Source organism: Formosa bonchosmolovskayae, assembly GCF_051016085.1.
Lineage (GTDB): Bacteria > Bacteroidota > Bacteroidia > Flavobacteriales > Flavobacteriaceae > Formosa.
The window spans coordinates 3785540-3810956 of the sequence record NZ_CP174605.1 but is presented as its reverse complement, the minus strand read 5'-3'; the positions used below and the strand labels follow the sequence as shown (position 1 = coordinate 3810956).

General features: G+C 34.2%; 19 protein-coding genes. 4 read left to right on the top strand and 15 right to left on the bottom strand.

Annotation, left to right across the window (positions count from 1 at the left end; all coding sequences use genetic code 11):
* Positions 1 to 4: 4 nt before the first annotated feature.
* The 5 genes from ACKC83_RS16355 to ACKC83_RS16335 all read right to left on the bottom strand — a co-directional run bounded on the left by ACKC83_RS16355 (position 5) and on the right by ACKC83_RS16335 (position 6103).
* Entirely contained in the window at positions 5 to 436 is a 432-nt protein-coding gene (locus tag ACKC83_RS16355; RefSeq protein ID WP_414034952.1) for a MarR family winged helix-turn-helix transcriptional regulator, read from the bottom strand.
* A 120-nt stretch (positions 437 to 556) separates the two neighbouring features.
* The gene (locus ACKC83_RS16350) at positions 557 to 2326 is read right to left on the bottom strand and encodes an AMP-dependent synthetase/ligase (protein ID WP_434036364.1); all 1770 of its coding nucleotides are present in this window, start codon (positions 2324 to 2326) and stop codon (positions 557 to 559) included.
* A gap of 346 nt (positions 2327 to 2672) precedes the next feature.
* Positions 2673 to 3437 carry a carboxypeptidase-like regulatory domain-containing protein gene (locus tag ACKC83_RS16345; RefSeq protein WP_414034950.1) on the bottom strand — a complete coding sequence of 255 codons (765 nt, stop codon included), beginning with the start codon at positions 3435 to 3437 and terminating at the stop codon, positions 2673 to 2675.
* Positions 3438 to 3523: 86 nt separating this feature from the next.
* Positions 3524 to 5344, bottom strand: a complete 1821-nt coding sequence (locus ACKC83_RS16340) for a DEAD/DEAH box helicase (protein ID WP_414034949.1) — start codon at positions 5342 to 5344, stop codon at positions 3524 to 3526.
* A gap of 177 nt (positions 5345 to 5521) precedes the next feature.
* Positions 5522 to 6103: a non-canonical purine NTP diphosphatase gene (locus tag ACKC83_RS16335; protein WP_434036363.1), complete on the bottom strand. Its 582-nt coding sequence runs from the start codon at positions 6101 to 6103 to the stop codon at positions 5522 to 5524.
* A gap of 257 nt (positions 6104 to 6360) precedes the next feature.
* On the opposite strand from ACKC83_RS16335, the gene hpf reads away from it, so the two are divergent.
* Positions 6361 to 6660 carry a ribosome hibernation-promoting factor, HPF/YfiA family gene (gene hpf / locus ACKC83_RS16330; RefSeq protein WP_434036362.1) on the top strand — a complete coding sequence of 100 codons (300 nt, stop codon included), beginning with the start codon at positions 6361 to 6363 and terminating at the stop codon, positions 6658 to 6660.
* A gap of 183 nt (positions 6661 to 6843) precedes the next feature.
* Positions 6844 to 7851 (top strand): DUF4421 family protein, encoded by a 1008-nt coding sequence (locus ACKC83_RS16325; protein ID WP_434036361.1) that lies wholly within the window; start codon positions 6844 to 6846, stop codon positions 7849 to 7851.
* Positions 7852 to 7865: 14 nt separating this feature from the next.
* On the opposite strand, the gene rlmH is transcribed toward ACKC83_RS16325, so the two are convergent.
* The 9 genes from rlmH to ACKC83_RS16280 all read right to left on the bottom strand — a co-directional run bounded on the left by rlmH (position 7866) and on the right by ACKC83_RS16280 (position 21736).
* The gene (gene rlmH / locus ACKC83_RS16320; protein ID WP_434036360.1) at positions 7866 to 8339 is read right to left on the bottom strand and encodes a 23S rRNA (pseudouridine(1915)-N(3))-methyltransferase RlmH; all 474 of its coding nucleotides are present in this window, start codon (positions 8337 to 8339) and stop codon (positions 7866 to 7868) included.
* A 46-nt stretch (positions 8340 to 8385) separates the two neighbouring features.
* Positions 8386 to 10797: an alpha-ketoacid dehydrogenase subunit alpha/beta gene (locus ACKC83_RS16315; RefSeq protein ID WP_434036359.1), complete on the bottom strand. Its 2412-nt coding sequence runs from the start codon at positions 10795 to 10797 to the stop codon at positions 8386 to 8388.
* A gap of 175 nt (positions 10798 to 10972) precedes the next feature.
* The gene (locus ACKC83_RS16310) at positions 10973 to 13804 is read right to left on the bottom strand and encodes a metalloprotease (protein ID WP_434036358.1); all 2832 of its coding nucleotides are present in this window, start codon (positions 13802 to 13804) and stop codon (positions 10973 to 10975) included.
* A 131-nt stretch (positions 13805 to 13935) separates the two neighbouring features.
* The gene (locus ACKC83_RS16305) at positions 13936 to 14625 is read right to left on the bottom strand and encodes a TIGR00730 family Rossman fold protein (protein ID WP_414034942.1); all 690 of its coding nucleotides are present in this window, start codon (positions 14623 to 14625) and stop codon (positions 13936 to 13938) included.
* Between the two features lie 11 nt (positions 14626 to 14636).
* Positions 14637 to 17468, bottom strand: coding sequence for an excinuclease ABC subunit UvrA (uvrA, locus tag ACKC83_RS16300; RefSeq protein WP_434036357.1), 2832 nt, complete (start codon positions 17466 to 17468; stop codon positions 14637 to 14639).
* A 195-nt stretch (positions 17469 to 17663) separates the two neighbouring features.
* On the bottom strand, positions 17664 to 18323 hold the full coding sequence (locus tag ACKC83_RS16295) for a DUF937 domain-containing protein (RefSeq protein WP_434036356.1): 660 nt from the start codon (positions 18321 to 18323) through the stop codon (positions 17664 to 17666).
* Positions 18324 to 18692: 369 nt separating this feature from the next.
* Positions 18693 to 19409, bottom strand: coding sequence for a hypothetical protein (locus ACKC83_RS16290; protein WP_434036355.1), 717 nt, complete (start codon positions 19407 to 19409; stop codon positions 18693 to 18695).
* A gap of 30 nt (positions 19410 to 19439) precedes the next feature.
* A complete protein-coding gene (ggt, locus tag ACKC83_RS16285; protein ID WP_434036354.1) occupies positions 19440 to 21137 on the bottom strand; it encodes a gamma-glutamyltransferase in 1698 nt (565 codons plus the stop codon).
* Positions 21134 to 21736, bottom strand: a complete 603-nt coding sequence (locus ACKC83_RS16280) for an ACP phosphodiesterase (RefSeq protein ID WP_434036353.1) — start codon at positions 21734 to 21736, stop codon at positions 21134 to 21136. Before ACKC83_RS16280 ends, ggt begins: the two co-directional genes overlap by 4 nt.
* Positions 21737 to 21810: 74 nt before the next feature.
* On the opposite strand from ACKC83_RS16280, the gene glmM reads away from it, so the two are divergent.
* Complete coding sequence (gene glmM, locus ACKC83_RS16275; RefSeq protein WP_434036352.1) at positions 21811 to 23199, top strand: phosphoglucosamine mutase; 1389 nt, start codon at positions 21811 to 21813, stop codon at positions 23197 to 23199.
* Between the two features lie 381 nt (positions 23200 to 23580).
* Here the strand turns inward: glmM and ACKC83_RS16270 are convergent, their stop codons facing one another.
* Positions 23581 to 24471: a lysophospholipid acyltransferase family protein gene (locus tag ACKC83_RS16270; protein ID WP_414034935.1), complete on the bottom strand. Its 891-nt coding sequence runs from the start codon at positions 24469 to 24471 to the stop codon at positions 23581 to 23583.
* A gap of 62 nt (positions 24472 to 24533) precedes the next feature.
* On the opposite strand from ACKC83_RS16270, the gene ACKC83_RS16265 reads away from it, so the two are divergent.
* Positions 24534 to 25187 (top strand): rhomboid family intramembrane serine protease, encoded by a 654-nt coding sequence (locus ACKC83_RS16265; protein ID WP_414034934.1) that lies wholly within the window; start codon positions 24534 to 24536, stop codon positions 25185 to 25187.
* Positions 25188 to 25417 lie beyond the last annotated feature (230 nt).

The window sequence follows — 25417 nt, the reverse complement described above, 5'->3', positions numbered from 1 at the left end:
TTCGTTAATATATTTTTTTGTTTGAAATTAAATCGTTGATCACTTCTGCAACTTCGTAAAAATGGTCGATTTTTTCGGCTGTAATGTTTTGTCTTACAGCTTCGTTGAAAATGAGAACATGATCTTTTGAAATTTCTCGTTTTTGTTTTCCGAATTCGGTTAGGTAAATTAATACACCACGACCATCTTTAGGATTTGGTTTACGCTCGATAAGGCCTTGGTTTTCTAGATTTTTAATAATTCTAGATAAACTTGTGGCCTCCATTCCCATTTTAGGTCCCAAAGAGGTTGACGGAGTTCCTTTTTCGGGATCTATGCTAAGTAATGCGAATCCTGTAGCCATAGTGCTTTCATATTTAGCACCTTGTTCGTTATACATTTTGTTAACAGCTAACCATGTGGTTCTTAGTACATAGTCGATTGTTTTATCTTTCATTTTTATAATTTGTCTTAACCAAATATAATAAAAAATAGTATGCATGCATAATAAAAAGGTAAATTTTAACGAAACATAAAGACAAAAAAAACTCCTTATTTTTATAAGGAGTTTAATAATTTAAGGACGATATATAGATTCTATCAAAGGTTTGTATATTTCCTTGATGATTTTTCGTTTTAGTTTTAGAGTCGGTGTGAGGTGTCCTTCTTCTATCGACCAGGTTTCTGGCGTAAATTTAAAGACTTTAATTTGTTCCCAGTTACCAAAGTGTTTATTTGCATAATCAATTTCTCGTTGCACACGATTTAGTAATTGTTCATTCTTTAAGAATGCAGACATATCGCTGGTATCTAATTTATGGCGTTTTCCCCATTCTCTAATAAAATCGAAATTGGGCTGAATTAGTGCTGCTGGCATTTTTTCACCTTCACCAATTACCATAACTTGTTCGATAAAACGCGATTGTTTTAATCTGTTTTCTAAAACAGCAGGCGCAACATATTTACCACCACTGGTTTTAAAAATTTCTTTTTTACGATCTGTAATTTTTAAGAATCCTTCCGAATCAATTTCTCCTATATCTCCAGTATGGAAAAAGTCTCCAGTCATAACGCTCTCCGTTTTAACAGGATCTTTATAGTAACCGAGCATAACGTTTGGTCCTTTTACAAGAATTTCTCCGTCTTCGGCTATTTTCACTTCCACGTTATCGATTAATTTACCAACAGTGCCGACTTTAAAACCAAAATTTCTTTCATCGTTTACAGATATTACGGGAGACGTTTCTGTTAAACCGTAACCTTCCATAATGGGAATACCTGCAGCAGCAAATGTTCGTGTTAACCTAGATTGTAATGGTGCACTACCAGAAACCATTAATTGTATATCGCCACCTAAACCTTCTTTCCATTTACTGAAAATTAGTTTTCTAGCGATGCTTAATTGCTTTTCGTACCACCATCCATTTTTTCCATATGGCTCGTATTTGAGTCCTAAATCTAAGGCCCAAAAGAACAATGCTTTCTTAATTCCGGTTAATTCTCCACCTTTAGCTACAATCTTGTCGTATACCTTCTCGTATAATCTTGGAACTGCCGTCATAACATGTGGATGAACTTCCTTAAGGTTATCACTCATTTTATCAATCGATTCGGCAAAGTATATCTCGACACCACAATATTGATATAAATAGAGGAGCATACGTTCAAACACATGGCAAATAGGTAAGAAACTAAGAGCTCTTGATTTTCCGTAATCAAAAGGGACCCGTTTTTCACTATTTAGTACGTTACTCACAATATTTTCGTGAGATAACATAACCCCTTTAGGTGTACCAGTAGTTCCAGAAGTATATATTAAGGTAGCTAGATCGTTAGGCTTAACATTTGCTTTATGAGATTCTACTTCTAGCTGATTAGATTTATCTTTTCCTAATTCTAAAATGTCTTTCCAGCTCTTTTCATTCGGAATATCATTAAAAGTATACACCCCTTTTAATTGAGTGTTACCTTTTATTTTGTTTATTTTATCTACCACTTCTTTATCTGAAACAAAGCAGTACGTCGCTTCAGAATGATTTAGGATATACTCGTAATCCGTTTCAGAAATAGTTGGATAAATAGGTACGTTTTGAGCACCTAGTTGCAAAATACCAATATCCATAACATTCCACTCCGTTCTATTGTTGGTAGAAATTACAGCTATTTTTTCGTTTGGTTTTACGCCAAGACGCAGCAAACCTCTGCTTATTGCATTGGCTTGATCTATATAGTTTTGTGTGGATATCGAGACCCACTGGTCTCCGTATTTTGTTGTTAAAGACTTACTTAAATTATATTTCTCTAACTGATAATACGGGAAGTCAAATAATCGTGTTACGTTTGTCATGAATCGAAAATATGAATCAGTATTGTAAATGGTATTATGGTCTAGGACTTTATAGATTTACAAATATTAAATTATAATTAATATGTATGCTAATTAGTTGTTAATCTTATTTTTTATGTTGTAATATACTAAGAATTTAATAATTGAAGAGTTTTTTTTTTCAACTTTAATGGCTTCAAGTATTAGATTTAGCATTATTTTAAGAGTTATAGCCGAATTGGGGATGTTTTTGGTAATAATAAGTTGAGTTTATACATTCTCTGTGTGTTAGTTAGAGTGAGGGAAACTTTAAAACACAAAAAAGACTGCCTTTTAAAAAGACAGTCTTAATTTTATATGTTTTTATTTACTTCCGGCCTCGGCTTAATACTTTGTATTCCTCATAACACCCACTAATGGCATCCAGAATTTGAAGGTCGGTAGCTGTGTTTATAAAATCTTTAGAATAATTACATTGTCTAACTATTTCATCTAAATCTACACGATCTACTTGTAATAGTACCGTTAGCATTTCTCTGTCGAAACGAGAAGATAGTAAATCTCTAATCTCATCGTTCTGCTTCATTTGCTTCAGTTTTTTCATTTCCTGAGCTTTTTTTCCGAAGGTATTATATAAGAAATCGGCTGGATTAAATATAGAACTTAAAATCTTATTTACACCTGTGCCTTTTCCTGCTTCGTATCCATACTGTAATCCCGAAATACTATATTGGTAATTCGTGTTTATAGGTACTTGAGCAATATCTACTTCTAAATAGCCTGTAAGTCTAAACTGATTTACAACAACTTCTTCTAATGCTAAAGCTAATTCTGTTAAAGCAATAGTTGAACTTCCAAATTTAATCCAGTCGTTTGTAACTTTTACTTTTATAGATTTAAAACCTAAATAAGAAAGGTGGAGCGTATCGTTTGCTTTCGCTACAATTTCGAACTCACCTTTACTATTGGTTGTGCTACCTGTAACTTGATTTATATTGACAATATTTACGCCTTCTAGAGGTTCGTCGTTAGAACCATTAATTATTACCCCAGTTACATTTGTATTACCCTGTTGGGCAAACACAACTGAAGATGTAAGAATTAGAGCTAAAAGGAAAAAAATATATTTCATTATAATTTTGTTAGGCATAAAAGTAGCAAACTAAATAACAATTTAGAAGAAGATTTATTTCTTTTGACTAAATATTAACAGATTGCTTAGCGTCTTGAACGTCTAGGTCTTGAAGAAGATGAAGAATCACTTCTGCTTTCAGAACCAGAACGTCTTGGCTTAGAATCGTCAGAACTTCTTTTTCTTCTGCCTTCTCCGCCAGATTTAGAACGTCTATCTCCTCTAAAACCGCCTTCTTTTCTGTCTCGACTACGACCACCGCCACCGCCGCGACTTCTGTTACCTCCGCGACCACCGCCACCTTTGTTTTCTGTCTCTTCAACATTAACAAAACGACCTTCGTGCTTATAATCGGTAAAGAATTCTAATATTTTTCCTTTAATTTCTTTTTCAGTATTAAAGAAAGAGAAGCTTTCTTTAACATCTACTTTAAAGACATCGTCACGACCTAATTCTAAAACTTCTTTTAAGAAATCTTTTAATTTCATCCAGTCGAAACCATCACGAGTACCTACATTAATAAAGAAACGCGCAGAATCGTCGTTACTTACATGTTCTCTGGTTTCTCTATCTCTAGAGTTTTCAGCGACATTTAAATCTTTAGATTTTTGGTAGTAGTTAAAGAAACGTGTAAATTCTACAGAGAAAAATTTCTGAATTAATTCATCTTTAGATGTATCTGCAAATAATGTATTTATGCTATCTAAATGCTTGTCAATTTCTGGATTAATTTCTGTACTGTGTATTTTATTTGCTAACGACATTAATTGAACTTCACAAATTTCCATTCCGTTTGGAATCTCTTTTTTAATGAAATCTTTTTTAATGATACGCTCTATACTTTTAATCTTTCTAACTTCACTTTTAGAAACGATTACCATAGAGATACCTGTTTTACCAGCACGTCCAGTACGACCACTACGGTGATTATACGTTTCGATTTCGTCAGGTAATTGGTAGTTAATTACGTGAGTAATATCGTCTACATCAATTCCACGAGCCGCAACATCTGTTGCTACTAACATTTGGATTTGCTGATTTCTAAACGATTTCATTACTAAATCACGTTGGTTTTGGCTTAAGTCACCGTGAAGTGCTCCTGCGTTGTAACCATCTTCTATAAGTTGTTCTGCTACTTTTTGAGTATCACGCTTTGTTCTACAGAAAATTACAGAGAAAATATCTGGATTAGCATCTGCTAAACGTTTTAAGGCTTGGTAACGGTCTCTAGAGTTTACTAAATAATACTCGTGAGATACTTGAGTACTACCTTCGTTTTTGTTTCCTACTGTGATTTCGGTAGGATTATGCATGAATTTTTTAGCAATAGTGGCAACTTCTTTAGGCATAGTTGCAGAAAATAACCACGTATTTTTATCTGCAGGCGTGTGCGATAAAATATCTGTAATATCTTCTTTGAAACCCATGTTAAGCATTTCATCTGCTTCGTCAAGTACGCTGTATGTTATTTTAGAAATATCAACCATATTACGGCTAATCATATCTTTCATACGTCCTGGAGTTGCAACAATAATTTGAGCACCACGTTTTACGTCTCTTGCTTGGTCTTGAATACTAGATCCACCGTAAATAGCAACAACGTTTAAACCTTTACAGTATTTACCGTAAGCTTTAATTTCGTTGGTAATTTGTAAACAAAGTTCACGAGTAGGCGATAAGATTAACCCTTGAGTTGTTCTACTGCTAATATCAATTTTTTGAAGCATTGGGAAACCAAACGCAGCAGTTTTACCTGTTCCTGTTTGTGCTAATGCAACTAAATCTATTTCACTTTCTAATAATAATGGGATGGCTTTGTCTTGGACCTCACTTGGGGTTTCAAAGCCCATATCTGTAATAGCGCGCAATAAGTCTTCATTAAGACCTAAATCTTGGAATGTGTTCATTCTTGTAATAAGTATTCGATTAAAATATGTAAGTGTTACATAAGAAGGGAATCGACATACTTAACCTTAAACTTCCAAGTAACACATCCTCTCTCTGAGGAATTTCAAGCTGCAAAGGTAGTGTTTTATTCCGAATAAACTAATTCTGATTAATTTATTGTAAATCAGTGTTTTAATTTAGGCTTCTAAACTGTTTAAATATTTAACCAATAAGGAAACGGCTTTTCCGCGATGACCTATGGTGTTTTTTTCGCTTAAAGGCATTTCTGCAAAGGTCTGTTTCAATCCTTTAGGTCTAAATATAGGGTCGTATCCAAAACCATCTGTTCCATGTTGTGTTTTAGTAATTTCTCCTTCACAAACACCTGTAAATGTTTCTATTTTATTTTGAAATGATAATGCGATCACGGTTTTAAAATTAGCATCCCTATTTGTGTTATGTTCTAAATCTGATAGCAGTTTTTCCATATTATCTTTGGCATCGCGTTGCGGGCCAGCGAAACGTGCAGAATATACACCTGGTGCACCATTAAGAGCATTTACCTCTAAACCTGTGTCGTCTGCAAAACAATCGAAGCCGTAGTTGTCTTTTACATATTCGGCTTTTTGAATGGCATTACCTTCGATAGTAGGTTGCGTTTCTGGAATATCTTCAAAGCATTCAATATCGGCTAAACTTAAAAGTGTGATATGTCTAGGAATTAAAGACTGAACTTCCTTTATTTTATTTTTATTGTTGGTAGCGAATACGAGTTTCATAGGTTTATTTACAACTTTATAAGGCTAAATTAATATTTTAAAATGATTTTAGACTGATAATTATTAAAACTAGCTTTTAATATAAATCGCAATTTTTTTTGAATAAAACTGATTAAATATGTGATATTTAGTTAAATAGATTTTGATATTAAAATTAAAGCGCTTAAAACTGATTATTTCACAATTATTTATGATGAAAATCATATAAAAATATGCCCTTTATTATTAACTTTATACTAGAACAAAACATACGATCTATGACTATAAACATTCAATACATTCATATGGCGACTAGTGAAGCTATGAATGCACACGTAACCGAAAAACTGAATAAATTAGCATCAAAATTCGATTGGATTATTTCTGCAGAAGTCGTTTTCGATACGATTAAAAAAGAGAAAGAAGATGGTAAAATTTGTAAAATAGAATTGAGTGCTCCGGGGCCCCGAATTTTCGCGTCTTCAAAAGAGAGAACTTACGAGTTGGCCGTTAAAAATACAATCGCAGATTTAGAAATTCAACTTAAAAAACGAAAACATACATTTGTAAATTCTTAATTTACAAGATTTTTAAAGCAACGGATGATCAATTTTATATTTTATCATCCGTTTTTTTATGCACTACATCTAAATCGTAGAGGCTTCACTTAAATCTAGAATTGCTAGTTGCGGGAATTAATGTATTTTTATGAACTCTTCCAAAGTAGATAGATAGAATAGATAAGTTTGGTAGATCGCTATATGATTAAAAGAATTATCATTTTACTACTCGTGCTGTCCAGTTCCGTTACGGCCCAATCTCAAGTTATTAAGAATCTAGATACTTTAGATGTCTGGAAATTAATAGATAAAGTTTTTATAGATCATAACTTAGATAACTATTCGTTGCGTCTGTTTAGTAATTATAAAGTAAAACAATTTCGCATTAAAAATGAAGATAATTTTAAATCGCGTTACATTCCTAATAATAAGTTTGGTTTAGGTTTTGGTTTTGCAAGTAGTAAGTTGTTAATTGATATAGCTTTTAATTTAAAAACGAACAAGGAAAACATTACCAAACGGTTCGATATGCAAGGAACCACCATTTTGGGAAAAAAGAACTATGTTAATTTTTATGTGCAGACCTATCGTGGTTTTAATGTGAAGAATAATTTCGACGAACCTTTTGTGTTTCGCGACGATATTAAATCGGTTACGGTAGGATTTAATGTATTACATACCATTCCGGATATAGAATTTTCTTATTCTATGCTTAAAGCGGGTGTAGATCATTTAGATCGGAAGTTATATATAACGGGTGGTTTTGGTGCTTTTGGTTTTTACGATTACTTTTCGGCAGGCGATAATATTTTAGAGGATTCCAACGGAGAATATTTTAACACTCAAGCGCATGTCAAACGCTATAATAGCAGTGCTATTGGGATCTTAGCTGGGGTAATGTCTGTGTTTAAATTACCACACGATCTTACTGCATCTTGTAATATTATGCCAGGAATGGGGATTATGTACAAGCATGTTACCTTAGAGCAAGGCACTTACAGGCCATCTAAACCTATGATTTATAAAATGGATTATACTTTTGCTTTGGGATATAATACACAACGATACTATCTGAGTTTAATTTATGGCGGTGGGGTATATTCTACAGATTTAGGTTATCAAAATAATTATAGATTTAATCTGACCAAAGCTAAAATTGCAATTGGATATAAAATAGGTTCAGGAAAAAGAACGTATTATTATAAGTAATAGGGCAGAACGCCTTAGCGGTGGTGGTATGGTTCGTTTTTAAGTATCGTAAATGCACGATATAATTGTTCTATAATAAACAAACGAATCATTTGATGAGAGAATGTCATTTTAGAGAGCGAAATTTTCCCTTGTGCTTTGGCGTAAACATCTGCCGAAAAACCATAAGGACCACCAATTACAAATACCAATTGCTTAATCCCGGAATTCATATGTTTCTGAAGGTAATTTGAATACCCTACAGAATCCATTTGTTTCCCATTGTCGTCTAAGAGAATAAGCACATCGGTGGTATTTAATTTTCCTAAAATGAGTTCGCCTTCCTTTTGTTTTTGTTGGTCTTCACTCAGGTTTTTAACCTTTTTTAAATCAGGAATAATTTCAAATTCAAATTTAATGTAGAATCCTAAACGTTTCTGATAATCGTCGATTAAACCTTGTAAAAGTTTATTATCGGTTTTTCCGATGGCCAATAATTTAATGGTCATAATGCTTTAAAAAAGGAATTTATATGAATGTTTTATCCGATAAAATCTATCTCAATTTAGCGTATTTACTAGGGTTAGACTCATGCATAATCTGATAAACGGTTTCGAATATATCTTCTAAAGAGGGTTTAGAGAAATAGTCTCCATCGGTACCATAAGCTGGACGGTGTGGTTTTGCCGTTAATGTTTGAGGCTTACTATCTAAAAATTCGTATGCATTTTGAGTGTTTAAAACTTCATTTAATATATATGCCGAAGCGCCACCTGGAACATCTTCGTCTATAATTAATAAACGATTGGTTTTTTCTACACTTTTTACAATATCATGATTCACATCAAAAGGTAAAAGAGATTGTGCATCGATAACTTCTGCATCTATACCAACTTCCATTAAATCTTTTGCAGCTTGCTCTACAATACGTAACGTAGATCCGTAAGATACTAATGTAATATCCGACCCTTCGCGAAGTGTTTCTACAACGCCAATAGGTGTTTTAAACAAACCAAAATTAGTAGGCTTTTTCTCTTTTAATCGGTAACCATTTAAACATTCTATTATTAATGCAGGTTCGTCAGATTCTAATAAGGTGTTGTAAAATCCTGCGGCTTTAGTCATGTTTCTAGGAACCAAAACATGGATACCACGGACTAAATTTATGATACCACCCATTTGTGAGCCTGAATGCCAAATACCTTCTAAACGGTGTCCTCGAGTACGTATAATTAAAGGTGCTTTTTGGCGTCCTTTTGTTCTGTATTGTAAAGTTGCTAAATCGTCGCTAATAATTTGAAGCGCATACATTAGGTAGTCTAAATACTGAATTTCGGCAATCGGACGTAAGCCACGCATAGCCATTCCTATACCTTGACCAATAATTGTAGCTTCCCGAATACCAACATCGGCAACTCTTAATTCACCATATTTTTCTTGCATGCCTTCAAGTCCCTGGTTAACGTCTCCGATAGTTCCAGAATCTTCTCCAAAGATTAGAGTTTCAGGGTATTTGCTAAATATGGCATCAAAATTATCTCTAATAATTAAACGCCCATCTACATTTTCGGTGTTTTCCGAATAGATAGGTTTAACTTCTGCTATATATTTTACAGATTTATTGCCTTCGCTATATAAGTGAGAACTATAATCTGGTTGTACTTTTTCGAAGTATTTATCTATCCAAATTAAAAGTCTATCTTTTTCGGGTGTGCTTTCGTCTATAATGTAGCGCAATGTTTTTCGAGCTGCTACTATAATATCACGTTTAACAGGCTCGTCTATAGTTTCGAGATCCTTAACAATCTTTAAAATAAAGACCTTATTTACACTTTTGTTAGCGACTAGTTTTAAGATGTTTAATATCTCAGCTTTATCTTTATTGATAGGCTCGACAAATTGAGACCATGATGCTTTTTTACCAACTCTAACTTCTTTCTTTACAGATTTCTCTAAATTTGTTATTTCTTCTTCTGTAGCGAAACCGTTGGTAATAATCCAATTTCGCATTTTGGTATTACAGTCGTTTGCAATTTCCCAAGCTAAACGTTCGCTACTTTTATAACGTTCGTGCGAACCTGAAGTCGAGTGTCCTTGAGGCTGTGTAAGTTCGTTAACATGAATTAAAACGGGTACATGTTGTTCTCTCGAAATTTTACTGGCTTTCTGATATGTTTCAATTAAAGTAGGGTAGTCCCAACCTTGAACACGCAGAATTTCGTAACCTTTACCATCTTCTTCACGTTGAAATCCTTTTAAAATTTCAGATATATTTTCTTTTGTTGTCTGATGTTTAGCATGCACAGAAATACCATACTCATCGTCCCAAACACTTATAATCATTGGGACTTGTAATACTCCTGCAGCATTTATGGTTTCAAAAAACAAGCCTTCACTTGTGCTTGCATTTCCTATAGTTCCCCAAGCCACTTCGTTTCCGTTATCCGAAAAGTTTTTGGTGTAAATTCCTTTAACATGTCTATAAATTTTAGACGCTTGTGCGAGTCCTAAAAGTCGAGGCATTTGCCCCGCTGTAGGCGATATATCTGCACTTGAATTCTTTTGTTTTGTAAGATTTTTCCAATTTCCATTTTTATCTAAACTGTGCGTCGCAAAATGTCCACCCATTTGTCTACCAGCAGACATAGGTTCTATCTCGATATTGGTGTTGGCATAAAGACCAGAAAAGAATTGCTCTACTGTAAGCTCACCAATAGCCATCATAAACGTTTGATCACGATAATAGCCAGAACGGAAATCTCCGTCTTTAAAGGCTTTAGCCATTGCTAACTGCGCGACTTCTTTTCCGTCTCCAAATATTCCGAATTTTGCTTTACCTGTTAGTACTTCTCTACGGCCAAGTAAACTACACTCTCTAGAGGTAACTGCAATTTTGTAATCATTTAAAACTTCGGCTTTAAAATCTTCAAAAGAAAGTCCTTTCATAGTTTCGGGTTCTATTTGCATGGGGATTTTTGGATTGAATTCACAACAAATTTATGGAAATAAAATGGTTATTACAATGTAAATGGTACTTAATGGAATATAGAATTTCTAGTAAAACCTTTGATTCCGATAGCTTAAATGTAGAATTATTAGAATACTCTAAATTTATTGCTAATCTAATAAACAATTTTAGTGTTTAATACCAACGTCGCGTAAATAATCCTAATAATGTTTTTGGAGATAATGTTACAATAAACCTTATTTTTTCGGCGTATTGTGGTTGAGAGACTTCCCATCCTAGATTAGAGTATACCGGGAAGTATAATTCGAAGTAATCGGTGATTAAATTTAAGCGGAATCCTGCATCGTAAACAAATTTTGGTGAGTGCCCATGATTTTTTACTAATCCAGCATCTCCATAAACCTCTAGATATTTCCAAAGTGTGGTTCCAGCATTTAAGGTGGTCATCCATTGGTTTGCAAAAGCAGGATCTAACTTCGATTTAAAGCCTCCTTCTGCAAGTACTAATTCTTGACTTAACAGTCCGTTTTCTTCCGAACGTCCTAAATAGTTATAATCGAAAAGATAATCTGTTGGTCTATCTAACGCAAAACTAAAATAGTCGGTTGTGCTGTAAGTATTATTGTATAGAAAGGTTCCAGCAAATAAACGAAGATTGTAATTTCTGTTGTTTTCAGTCAGTTTTCTGTATTCGAAGTTTACAGCGATTTTACCAAAATTTTTGGCCAATTGTAAATCTGTAAAGCCCGTAATATGATTTTTTAAATTTGGATCGATATTTCCGTAGCGCATATTAAAAACATCGTAATCTGGCTGTCCTTCTTTATCGAATTGATTTGTAGGATCGTCTTCTCTAGAAATACTAATGTATCTAAAGGATAGGTATTGATTTTTGTTATCTCTAAAATCGTCGTTGTTTCTAAAACGGAATTGAACAAAGGGCGCATAAGTTGTGTAAGATAAATCTGGAGCGTAATTAGAATATTCACCGGAAAAACCATAGCGAATAAAATAGAGGTTTTTATCTTCTAATCGGTGCGTATAGCTCAGACTAATATTCCCGATAAGCTGTTTGCTTTTAATAGCATAGCGCGGGCGGATGCTATATAAAAACTCCTTTGGAAGCGCTGTTTTATTATACAAACGGATTCCAGGTGCAAAACCGTCGTAATAGTTATAGGTGAAATCAGGCATGAAAAACACCTGATTATAATACGGATCTTCGATATCTTTAAAAAGCCTAAATTGTAAAGGTTTATTGTTGAAACTAAATCCTTTTAAAGATTTCCAATCGTCCCTTAAATTAAATTCGGGAACAGCCATATCGTAATTTAAAACTAGCCGATCTATACTGTCTTTTGGAATGCTAATTTTTTCTGTATCGGTAACATTATTAATCCAAGTTTTATAGACAATACTATCGTTTTGAAGTCCAAATAAAGAGATGGGCATGCTATTTTTCCTCTTGTTTTTAATGGTGACTTCTAAAGAATCCCCGACAACCTCGTAACTTTTTATTTTATAATCTATTTTATTTCGGGTGCTAATATAATCGGTAAAAAACCAATCGATATCTTTATCTGTGTTACAACGTAGGAGCGTTTCGAAATCCTTGGTAGAGGTTTGTTTTTGTTTATTTAAAGAGATGTAGCTGTTTATAGTATTCTGTACCACATCGTTGTTAAGGTAGTCTTCTAAATATTTTAATCCCAAGCCCGCCTTGTATTTATTCGCGATATTAGAATTAAATTTTATTAATGAATCTTTAGGCATAGATAGTGGCTGATCTAAATTTGAACGTGCCATATGCATGTATAAAAACGTATACTGATTGTTAAACTGAAGCTGAGACGCATGAAAAGAACGAAGTCCCCAAACATTAGAAAGCGTTCCCAAAAGCTTCATGTTTGGATAGTATTCGTCGACATATTTCATTAAATAATACACCTGTAAACCATCGTTTAGCCAATAATCTGCTCGCGGATTTACAATTAGCATGTTTTCAAAATAATTATTTAACGCGGTTTTAATCAGTTTTAATTCATATTGAAAATGATTTGGAAACGGACGAATAAAATTAGGTAGTTGATTTAATCCATAAATTGGATTTTTCTTATAATCAATTTCGGTAAGTAATAACTTTTCATTTGGATAATCACCAAAATTTTCGGTAATAAATGTGATGATTTTATCTGTGATTATAATGCGTTCAAGGTCATTTAATTTTTCTTCGTTTATGTTAGTTACTACAGAAAAAGAATCATTACCAGTAGTGCTAAAATTGGATGTTTTTTTTAGAAATAACTTCGAATCTACACTGTTTTTTCCCGATAGCGTAAGAATGGTGTTACCCGCCTCACTCTGCGTATGGGTTGTTTTTAGCTCGGAAATTAAGGTGTAATAGCTCGGAAATTCAATTTCTAAATTTAAATCGGATAGCGGTATATATAGGTCGTCTAAATCTTTATTACTATAATAATGCCATGAGCCATTGTAAACCGCTGGAGTGATATACCAATACCTTAAGTTAAAATCGTTTGTATTTGTCCAACCATAACGAGTAAAATTATCACTTGGGACTTGTACAATGTAGTTTAAACTAATGTTGTAAGTTTCTCCGCCTTGGAGAGGCTCTGCGAGTTTAATTTTTAAAACATCTGGATGCTCTTTAACACGAGCAAATTCTAGATTGGTGTGGTTTTGAGAAATGCTTGTAATAACCGTAAATCCGCGATCTTCACTTTTAGCAAAGTGAAAATTTGTTTTATATTCTTCGGTAAAACGTTTTGCTAAAGGTGTTGTTTTTGTAGAATAACTATTGGGCCAATCGTTTAAATAGATGGCATGAAGTGTATCTTGAGTGGTGTTTTGATACTGAATGGTTTGAGAAATACTAATTTGTTTAGTCGCGACATCGAAGGAGGCTTTTACGTCGATTTTATTCTGACCGTAAGCAACCATATGGGTTAAAATAAAAATAATGAAGCAACTAAGTTGTAATCTCAATGTAGGGTTTTAAATTTTTAATTGTACAGTGTAATATCGTTCAAACGCCATCGCTTTATGTTGTAATCTCAATATAATGTGACAGCGTTTGAAAGATAAATTTTTAAACGAATTTATGCACTTTAATTGTGTTAAAAATTTAAGCTAAAATTAGACTCGTCGTAAAACTCATTAAGAATTTCAACAACTTCATCTTCAGTGTCTACTAAGTGAATTAAGTCTAAGTCTTTAGGACTAATGGTTTTATGTTTATCACGCATAGTTGCTTTAATCCAGTCAATTAAGCCTTCCCAGTAGTCTTTTCCTACTAAAATAATTGGGAATTGTTCTATTTTACCGGTCTGAATTAAAGTTATCGATTCGAATAATTCGTCTAAAGTTCCAAAACCTCCAGGAAGTACTACAAATCCTTGAGAATATTTTACGAACATTAATTTTCTCACAAAGAAATAATCAAAATCCAAACTTTTATCCGCATCAATATACGGGTTGTCGTGTTGCTCGAAAGGAAGTTCTATATTAAGTCCAACCGACGTTCCGCCTCCTAAATGCGCACCTTTGTTTCCTGCTTCCATAATTCCTGGTCCGCCACCAGTAATCACACCGTAGCCTGCATCAACAATTTTATTAGCGACGCGTTCTGCCAATAAGTAATATTTATCTTCTGGTTTGGTTCTTGCCGATCCAAAAATGGACACGCAAGGTCCAACGGTACTCATTTTTTCAAATCCGCTTACAAACTCACCCATGATTTTAAAAATCGCCCATGAATCGTTTGTTTTTATTTCATTCCAACCTTTTGGATGTTGTTTTTTAGTCATAATTATAATTTTTATTCTAATTCCTTCTTAAGGAATTTCGCTGTGTAACTTTTTTTGTGTTTTGCAACTTCTTCAGGTGTCCCTTCTACAATCACTTTTCCACCGCCTTTTCCACCTTCGTAACCGATATCGATAATGTGATCTACAGTTTTTATTACATCTAGATTATGTTCAATAATTAGAACCGTATTTCCTTTATCTGCGAGTTTGTTTAGTACAATCATAAGCACACGAATATCTTCAAAATGAAGTCCTGTAGTAGGTTCATCTAATATGTAGAATGTATTTCCGGTATCGCGTTTGCTTAATTCTGTTGCTAACTTTATACGTTGCGCTTCTCCTCCCGAAAGGGTTGTACTTTGTTGTCCAAGTGTAATATACCCCAATCCAACATCTTGGATGGTTTTTACTTTTTTATGAATTTTAGGAATGTTCTCGAAAAACGGAACGGCATCGTTAATCGTCATGTTTAGCACATCGCTAATCGATTTTCCTTTATATCTAATTTCTAAAGTTTCTCTATTAAAACGTTTCCCTTGGCAGGTTTCGCATTCAACATAAACGTCTGGTAAGAAGTTCATTTCTATAACACGTAAACCACCACCTTGACAGGTTTCGCAACGTCCGCCTTTAACATTAAAACTAAAACGTCCCGGTTTATATCCACGGATCATGGCTTCCGGAATCTTTGCAAATAAGCTTCTAATTTCTCCAAAAACACCAGTGTACGTTGCAGGATTACTTCGTGGTGTTCTTCCAATGGGTGACTGATTAATATCAATAACCTTATCTAAATGTTCTAAACCTTTTATACTTTTATAAGGCATTGGTTTTTTAACGCCGTTAAAGTAGTAAGCATTTAAAATAGGGTAGAGGGTTTCGTTAATTAAAGTCGATTTACCACTTCCTGAAACACCTGTAACACCTATCATTTTTCCTAATGGAATAGAAATGCTAACATTCTTTAAATTATTTCCAGTACAGCCTTTAAGTGTTAAAAACTCACCATTACCTTCTCGACGTTTTTTAGGAACTTCAATTTTCTTGGTACCGTTTAAATACTCGGCGGTTAAGGTGTGTTGCTTTAATAATTCGGTAGGTGTCCCTTCACTAATTATTTCGCCACCGTAACGTCCTGCTTTTGGTCCGATATCAATCACGTAATCGGCACGTTCTATCATGTCTTTATCGTGTTCTACTACAATAACAGAATTTCCTACGTCACGCAGAGCAATTAAAGAGTTTATTAATTTTTCGTTATCTCGCTGGTGTAATCCAATACTAGGCTCGTCTAAAATATAAAGTACGCCAACCAATTGCGAACCAATTTGAGTTGCCAATCGGATACGTTGTGCTTCTCCTCCCGAAAGAGATTTAGAACCTCGGTTTAACGACAAATAATCTAGCCCAACATCTAATAAAAACTGAAGACGTGTGGTGATTTCTTTAATAATTTCTTCTCCAATTTGGAGTTGCTTGGACGATAATTCTTTAGTTATATTTTTAAACCAAACCGATAAATCGCTAATGTCTTTATTTGCTAGTTCGGCAATATTTAAACCATTAACTTTAAAATATAACGACTCTTTTCTCAGGCGCGTACCACCGCATTCTCCGCAGTCTACTTTATCCATGTAGTCTTTTGCCCAACGTTTTAAGGTTGTAGTTTGTGCATTTTCAAACTGACTTTCGATAAAATTGGCAACACCTTCAAAATCTATTTTATAATCGCGAGTAATCCCTAAAGTTTTACTTTCTACAGAAAATTTTTCTTTACCACCATATAAAATCATCTGTTTAGCGGCTTCCGGAATGTCTTTATAAGCATCGGTCATACTAAATCCGAAATGCTGGGCGATAAGTTGTAATTGTTTAAAAATCCAACTGTTTTTTTCTGGTCCATGTGGCGCCAAAGCACCCGCTTTAATCGACAATTTAGGATCAGGAATTATTTTAGATTCGTTAACCTGATATAATTGTCCGATACCATTACATTTCGGGCAAGCTCCTTTTGGAGAGTTAAACGAAAAGTTATTCGGTTCCGGATTTGGATAAGAAATACCTGTAGACGGACACATAAGTAAACGACTAAAATAGCGCGCTTCTTGAGTGTCGTGATCGATAACCATTAACACATCGTCTCCATGATACATGGCTGTGTTTATGCTTTCAGAAAGTCGTTTATCGTTATCTGCTGTGTCATCAATTTTTAACCTATCGATAACTATTTCAATATCATGAACTTTATAACGATCTAATTTCATGCCTTTAACTAGGTCACGAATTTCACCATCGGCTCTTACTTTTACAAAGCCTTGTTTGGCAATTTGCTCGAATAATTCGCGATAATGACCCTTACGAGAGCGAATAACGGGAGCAAGTATATTTATACGTTTCCCTTGGTAGTCTTCAATAATTAATTTTTTGATTTGCTCGTCGCTATAGCTCACCATTTGTTCGCCTGTGTTATAGCTGTAAGCATCACTGGCTCTGGCATAAAGCAGACGTAAAAAATCGTAAATTTCGGTAATGGTACCAACGGTAGATCGTGGCGATTTACTCGTTGTTTTTTGTTCTATTGCGATTACAGGGGAAAGACCATCAATCTTATCTACATCAGGTCGTTCTAATCCGCCTAAAAACTGACGAGCATAGGCAGAAAAAGTTTCAATATAACGCCGCTGCCCTTCGGCATAAATAGTGTCGAAAGCTAAAGACGATTTTCCACTTCCTGATAAACCGGTAATTACCACTAGCTTGTCTCTAGGAATAGAAACGTCAATGTTTTTTAAGTTGTGCACTCGGGCACCTTTAACTTCAATAAATTCTTCGAAATTGCTCATAGAAATGCAAAGTTACAAAGATACAGAATTATAGATGAAAAAGGAAGCCCGTTATATCTTAGTATAGTGTTAAATAAATGATGCTATAAGATTAAAAACAGAGGGGTTTATCTAAGTCCTCGTTTTGAATTTGGGATAAAATAAAAGCCGATGTATAATCCATCAGCTTTTAACTCTTTTCCGGTATCTACAAGATTAACTCATAATATATAGAATGAGTAGAGATGCTATAAAAATTAAGAAAGGCAAAATCCACTTGGTATTAGGCGCTTCAGTTTTCTTTCTTTTATGTGTTCTTACTCTGGTCTTTTTTTCAGGCTTTACATGCTGACTTTGTTTTAGAAAAGCCGGCAACTCGCTTGGAGCCTGCTTTGCAATTTGATCTTGTTGAGAAAGAAGTGCTTGCTTTAAGGTTTCTGTAGTATATTCTGATTTGCGAATATATGCAAGAATCATTGGCGCAGTCATAAGCATAATTCGCGATACAGAAGTCTTCTTAACACCCGTAACATTCACTAAAATATCAAATAAACTAGATTGTTTGTTGCCAAAAAGCAGATTTAGCATGGTGGTTCCAGCTTCGACAGTGGTTTTTTTTCTGTCGCTAGAAAGTGATCTTGGTAAATCTAAAAGTACACCAGATGTGTCTAAGTCGTTGCTATTTGCTAGACTCATTATTAAATCCATTGTTGTGCTATCGTTGGTTTTATTAAGCATTCCCATTAAAAGGGTAGGGATAGCATTAGTTATAGATTTAAACACATTAGCTTCGGTTTCTCCTAATGTGTCTGATGCTTGTGTGATTAGGTCGGGAGTAAGGTAATTATTCAAGGATTTTAATAAATCGTTATCCATGTCAATTCGGTTAGTTATTTAGTCAAAATTAGTAAATTTAATCTTTTCAATCTGAATTTTCACCGTGTTTTTGAATAATACTATCTGATAGTCCTTTTAAAGGAATGATAAAAATAGGATGTAATCTATGAGTAATTTAACGAAATATTCATCTTTATTGATTAAAAAATGAAAATGTGAGTACTAGAATTATTAAATTTTAAATACGTGGTTTTTTGCTTTAAAGCGAAATCCTAAATAAAAGAACATTTATGATTCCTAGGTCCACATTTATTTAAAATAAATTAATAGAAAGGCACACGGTGTGGTAACCAAAATTATGGAAGCAACTCATTGTTGGAAGCTGTATTCGCAAGGTTTTATAAAAAATTAAATAGCTGTTTTAATGTCTGTAATGTCTAAACCTAAAAACAATAATTTATGAGAATCAGGCAGTTGAGCTCCCGTTTCTGTAGTCGTCCAATTGCTCCAAGACGCTTCTAAACCTTCAATTGGTAAAATTGAAACCCACATTTTAAAAGCGGTAGGTTTATAGTCTTGGTCTAATAACCACATATACGAATCACCTGGTGTACTTCCTCCAGAAGTGTAAGAAATTAAAAGGCCTTGTTCGTTATTTTCTAGCGGTACTAAGCTACGTGTTGTACCTGCATCGAATACTTTGTAAGGCGCTATTAACCAAAAGGAATCGTTATTAAAATAGTCTACTGCTTTTGTAATATATGCTTTGGCATCTGCAGGATTTAAAGTGTCTTTGTTTTTTATAACCCGACTTGAATTGGGTGTGTTTAATTGTAAATCTACTTTGATATCTTTCCAATAGACTTCACAAAAATTTTCACTCTTTTTCCATTTATAGTGATGACGATTATTAAAAGTCCACTCAATATAATTGGTGTTTTTATACGCTTTGTAATCTAAGGCATCCAACATGTTTTGAGCGACAACATCGGCAGCTTTGGTGGGTGTAGATTCTGGTAAATCTTCATTATATTTAAAATATAAATACCCAAAAAACAACATACTAGGCAGGGTGAAGAATATTATAATTCCAGCAACGATTTTAAGGATTTTTTTTGCAGACATATAGATGATTTAAAAGTGCAAATTTACGATTTATAATCCGATTGCAGTATCATCTCCACGATAATCTGCTCCGGCTTCTAGCGTTCCATCTTCTCGTTTTAAGATACCATCTACACGACCAATTATTGGCGCATCCTTTTCGTTAATAAGATAGCCTTTAGCTTCTAGTTCTGAAATGGTTTTACGATTGAATTTATTAGGTTCCATTAAAACTTCGTCAGGTAGCCATTGATGATGAAAACGTGGTGCATTCACTGCTTCTTGCATGCCCATATTAAATTCGTGCACGTTTAAAATGGTTTGCAATACACAGGTAATTATGGTGGAACCTCCAGGCGTTCCTACCGACATATAAAGCTCGCCATTTTTCTCGACTATAGTTGGTGTCATCGAACTCAGCATACGTTTTTGTGGTGCAATGCTATTGGCTTCAGCTCCAATTAATCCAAACATATTTGGTTCGCCTGGTTTACTGCTAAAATCGTCCATTTCGTTATTTAAAAAGAATCCCAATTCCGAACAGTATAATTTAGACCCATAAGCCCCATTTAAGGTGGTTGTCACGGCGATGGCGTTTCCAAACTGGTCGACTATAGAATAATGCGTGGTTTCGTCGCTTTCAACCAGTTCTACATTCCCATGTGTTAAAGACGATGATAGTGTGGCTTGATCGAAAGATACATTAGACATTCTATCTTTTAGATAGGCATCGCTTAACAAGGTTTCGGTTGGTATGTCCACAAAATCTGGGTCGCCTAAATAGTAGCTTCTATCGGCATAGGCACGACGTTCTGCTTCTGTAATAATCTGAATGGCTTTAGTACTGTTATGTCCGAATACTTCTAAATCGTAAGGTTCTATCATGTTCATTATTTGTCCTAAGCAAATTCCTCCACTAGAGGGCGGGGACATAGAAATAATTTTTAAATCGTCGTAATTAAAAACTACTGGCGTGCGCCACTTGGCTTCATAATTTGCTAAGTCTTCTTCAGTAATAATGCCTCCATTATCTTGAATAAATTTCGCTAAAGTTTTTGCAATGTCGCCTTTGTAAAATCCATCTTTCCCTGTGGCCATAATTTTTTCTAAGGTAGTCGCTAATACAGGATATTTTATGGTGTCGTTTGCTTTCCAATCGGCATCAAAAATAATAGTGTCTTTATTAACCTCTTGAAATAAAGGACGTTTTGCTTGAATACGGAGGGCTTGTTTATCTGTAACAACTACGCCACGTTTGGCCAAGGCAATTACAGGTTTTAATATTGTAGATACCGGTAACGTTCCAAATTTTTCATGCGCAGTAAATACACCGGCAACGGTTCCTGGAACACCAATAGCCATACTTCCAAGTGTGCTTTTATTAGGAATTACGTTTCCATTGTTGTCTAGGTACATGGATTTTGTGGCACCCATTGGGGCTTGTTCACGATAATCTAGTGCGCCAATATCTCCGTTGTTTAATCTATAGACCATGAAGCCACCACCACCTAAATTCCCCGCATAAGGATATGCTACAGCAAGTGCTAATTCTGTGGCCATCATGGCATCGAAAGCATTACCACCTTGTTTTAAAATAGAAGTTCCTATTATAGAAGCTTCTTTTCTAGCGGAAACAACCATGGCCTTTTGTGAGGTAACTCCTGTTATTTTCTCCTTAGGCGTAGGTAAAGATTCTTTACAAGATGAAAAGCACAGTAAACTTATAAAAAGGTAAAATATAAACTTCATATTGTCTTTAAAATGGTATTTAATTTAGTGTGTGAAAACTGACATAAGTCTTCGAAAAACGACGTGAATTCGGCTTCAAATGCGTTGTAATGGGTTTGTAATTCTGTTATAGATAATTGCATGTTCGATAGATTTTTAGTCCGGTTATCCATCCCAATAAGCACTTTTTCTATGCCATCGATGGTGGCGTAAGTTACCAGCCAGTTACCTTTAGTCATGTATGGTAAAAGATATTGGGTGCGTTCTGGTAAATTTTCATAATTAGTCTGAAGTAACGTGTAGAACTTTTGTGCATAATCTTCTAATGGCACATCGGAATAATTACTCCAGTTTTTAGCCAAAAAATGGTCGTAAAAAATATCGACTATAATTCCTGAATAATGACCATAATTTTTGTGTAAACGTTTTTTACTTTGTTTTACGGTTGGATGTGCATCTGTAAATGTATCAATTTGGCGATGCAATAAAATACCGACTTGAATGGCTTTTGGGAATTTCTGATACGATTTTCCTGTGATACCATTTCCATCGGCAATAAAATTTCCGATAGTTACCTGTTCATGGTCTTCAGAAAGATAAATATGAGCTAAATAATTCATTTGGGGAATTTACAAATTCAAAATATAAGATTACCATAATGAAATATTATATTTGTTGAAACTTAAACTATTTTATGACACTAATTAAATCAATTTCAGGAATACGAGGCACCATTGGAGGTGCTGTAGGAGATAATTTAACTCCTATTGATGCCGTTAAATTTGCGGCGGCCTATGGAACATGGATCAAGAAGCAACGTAATAAAGAAGATTACAGAGTCGTTGTGGGGCGTGATGCTCGAATTTCTGGAGAAATGATTCAGAGTTTAGTTATGAATACTTTGGTTGGGATGGGAATTCATGTTATCGATTTAGGTTTGTCTACCACACCAACTGTAGAAATTGCTGTGCCTTTAGAACATGCCGATGGTGGTATTATCTTAACAGCAAGTCATAATCCTAAACAATGGAATGCACTAAAATTATTAGATGCTAAAGGCGAGTTTTTAAATGCTGAAGAAGGCGCTAAAATATTAGAATATGCTGAGGCCGATACAGTTCAGTTTGCAGATGTAGACAGTCTAGGAGAAATTTCTATAAATGATGCCTATATAGATATACATATCGATGAAGTTTTAGATTTACCATTAGTAAATGTAGATGCTATTAAAGATGCAAAATTTAAAGTCGTTGTGGATGGTGTGAATTCTACAGGAGGATTAGCTATTCCATTACTTTTAGAGCGATTAGGTGTTGAAGCGGTAAAATTATTCTGTGAGCCAAACGGACAATTTCCTCACAATCCCGAGCCTTTAAAAGAGCATTTAACCGATTTATCTGAAGCGGTTGTGAAAGAACATGCCGATTTTGGAATTGTAGTCGATCCTGATGTAGATCGTTTAGCCTTTATGGACGAAAATGGTGAGATGTTTGGTGAAGAATACACGCTTGTGGCTTGTGCCGATTATGTATTGAGTAAAAATCCAGGGAACACTGTTAGTAATATGAGCTCGACACGTGCACTTCGAGATGTTACTGAAAAACATGGCGGAACGTACGAAGCAAGTGCTGTTGGAGAAGTGAATGTAGTAACGTTAATGAAGAAAAATAATGTAGTTATTGGAGGAGAAGGTAATGGCGGCATTATCTACCCAGCCTCTCACTATGGTCGTGACGCCTTTGTTGGTGTGGCATTATTTTTAAGTTTATTAGCAGAGAAGAAAATGTCGGTTAGTGCATTAAAAGCATCATACCCGCAGTATTATATGAGTAAAAAGAAAATTGCGTTAACACCTCAATTAGATGTAGGCGGTATTTTAAAAGCGATGGAAGAGAAATATGCATCGGAAGACATTACAACTATAGATGGTGTAAAAATAGATTTCCCTACCAATTGGGTGCACCTACGTAAAAGTAATACAGAGCCTATAATTCGTATTTATACAGAAGCCGGTAGCCAAACAGAAGCTGATGAATTAGCAGATCGCTTTATAGCTGAAATCTCTGAAATTGCAGGTTTGTAATTTCTTAAATTGTAGATAATATATTGACCTTATAAGTTTTAGAAACTTGTAAGGTCTATTTTTATGTAATATGGACCAATAGTCTATAATATTTTGTTTGTTCGAGAATTATGATGAAGAGAAATGCTTTCTGGCCTATCGAAAATTTATCGTAAAATTTGAAGTGAAAACAACGTGAAATTTCAGGCTGTCTGAGCTAGACGTATTTTTTTGTTATCTATAATTTTCATAGCGAGTTCCTGAAATTTAGGTGTTGAGCGATAAATTTAGATAAAGATTCGTAAGCCTAGATTTTTTTGGTTCGTTTTTTCATCAATGGAAAAAATGAACAGCAAGAGTTTTTAGGTTGATTACAAATGGGTGTGAAATTTTTGTTTTTAACTACTGAAATTCCGCTGGTACATTATCCCGATGTTTCCAACGTTTGTGGGTCCATAAATAATATTCTGGAGCTTCTTCAATTTGTTTCTCGACTTTTCTTAAGAATAAATCGGTAATCTCGTAATCTTTATAGTCTTTAGCATGTTCTGCTAGTAATTCGAAAGTGGTTTCGTAATACCCGCGTTTTAAGCGCTTTGTTTTAAAAAAAACTACAGACATGTCTAATCGTTTCGAAAGCATTTCGGCACCTGTGTACACAGGGACTTTAATCCCCATAAAATCGGCCCAATAATGTGCACTATGTAATTTAGGAGATTGGTCCGACACAAATCCGCAAATATTTAAATCGCCATTTACTTTGGCACGCATTAATGTAGGTACAGTTTCCTTGGTTGTAATTAGGTAACTGTCGTATTTTGCTCGTATTTTTTTTACTAATTTATCGAAATAAGGATTTCTTAATTTTTTATAAACAGCGTACCCTTTTACATCGATATAAGATTGTAACACAAAGATCCACTCCCAGCTACCATAGTGGGCACACATTAAAGCCACACTTTTATTATTATCTATTAAATCTTGAATAACGTCTAAACTTTGAAATTGGAAGCGCTTTTTCATTTCAGCATCAGAAATGGTTAACGATTTCATAGATTCAACAGTCATGTCGCATAAATGATGATAAAATGCTTTGGTAATACGCGTTTTTTCTACTTCAGATTTATTTGGGAATACCAAATCTAAATTCATTTTTACTACTTTTCTTCTGTAACCAATAATATGATATAATAGTACATACAAAAAATCTGAGAATGCGTATAGCATCCTAAAGGGAAGTATAGAAATTAACCAAATAAATGGATAAACAAGAATATAAGCGAGGAATTGCATTATTTAGTTTTAGTTTTGCAGTAACAAATATATAGTATATTTGAATGATAAGATTATAGTTTATGGGTAATTTAAGTTTAGTGACTATTGTAATTATTGTAGCCAATGTAATTATATCGATGAAAGGCTTCAACGATTTTTCGTTTTTTGAAAAATATAAATTTAATGTAGGTGCCATAAATCGTGGTGAAAAATTGAGAATATTTAGTTCTGGTTTTTTACATGTAGATACATCCCACTTGTTTTTTAATATGTTTACGCTTTATTTTTTTGCCGACGTTGTGGTGTCGTTTTTGGGCAATTTTAATTTTATAGTAGTATATGTGGTAAGCTTAGTTTTAGGAAGTTTACTGTCTTTATATTTTCATAAAAATGAATACCAATACAGTGCAGTAGGAGCGAGTGGTGCGGTAACGGGAATCTTATATTCGGCGATTTTATTGCAACCTAATATGAGTTTATATATGTTTTTTATTCCGATACCTATTCCAGCGTATGTGTTTGGAATTGGTTATTTGTTGTATTCTATTTATGGGATGAAAAATCGAGTGGGAAATATTGGTCACGATGCCCATTTTGGTGGTGCTATTGGAGGATATATTACTACATTAATATTACTTCCTATGCTATTTAAAACCAACTTATTAATGGTTGGTTTATTGGCAATTCCGATTATTATTCTCTTTGCTATGCACAAGACAGGGAAGCTTAATTGATATATTAAGTTTGAATACTTGGTATGTAGAACTTAGAACATAAGTCAAGATATAAGAAGTAGGGCAACGTTCAGATTATATTAATATTTTTAGTGTAAAAATTGGTAGGAATTCGTGCTGATTTATAACTTTCTCAATTCTCAATTCTCAATTCTCAATTCTCAATTCTCAATTCTACCTTAATAGCTTTAATTATTAACGCTATCGATGCTGTTCGTTTACATTTTATT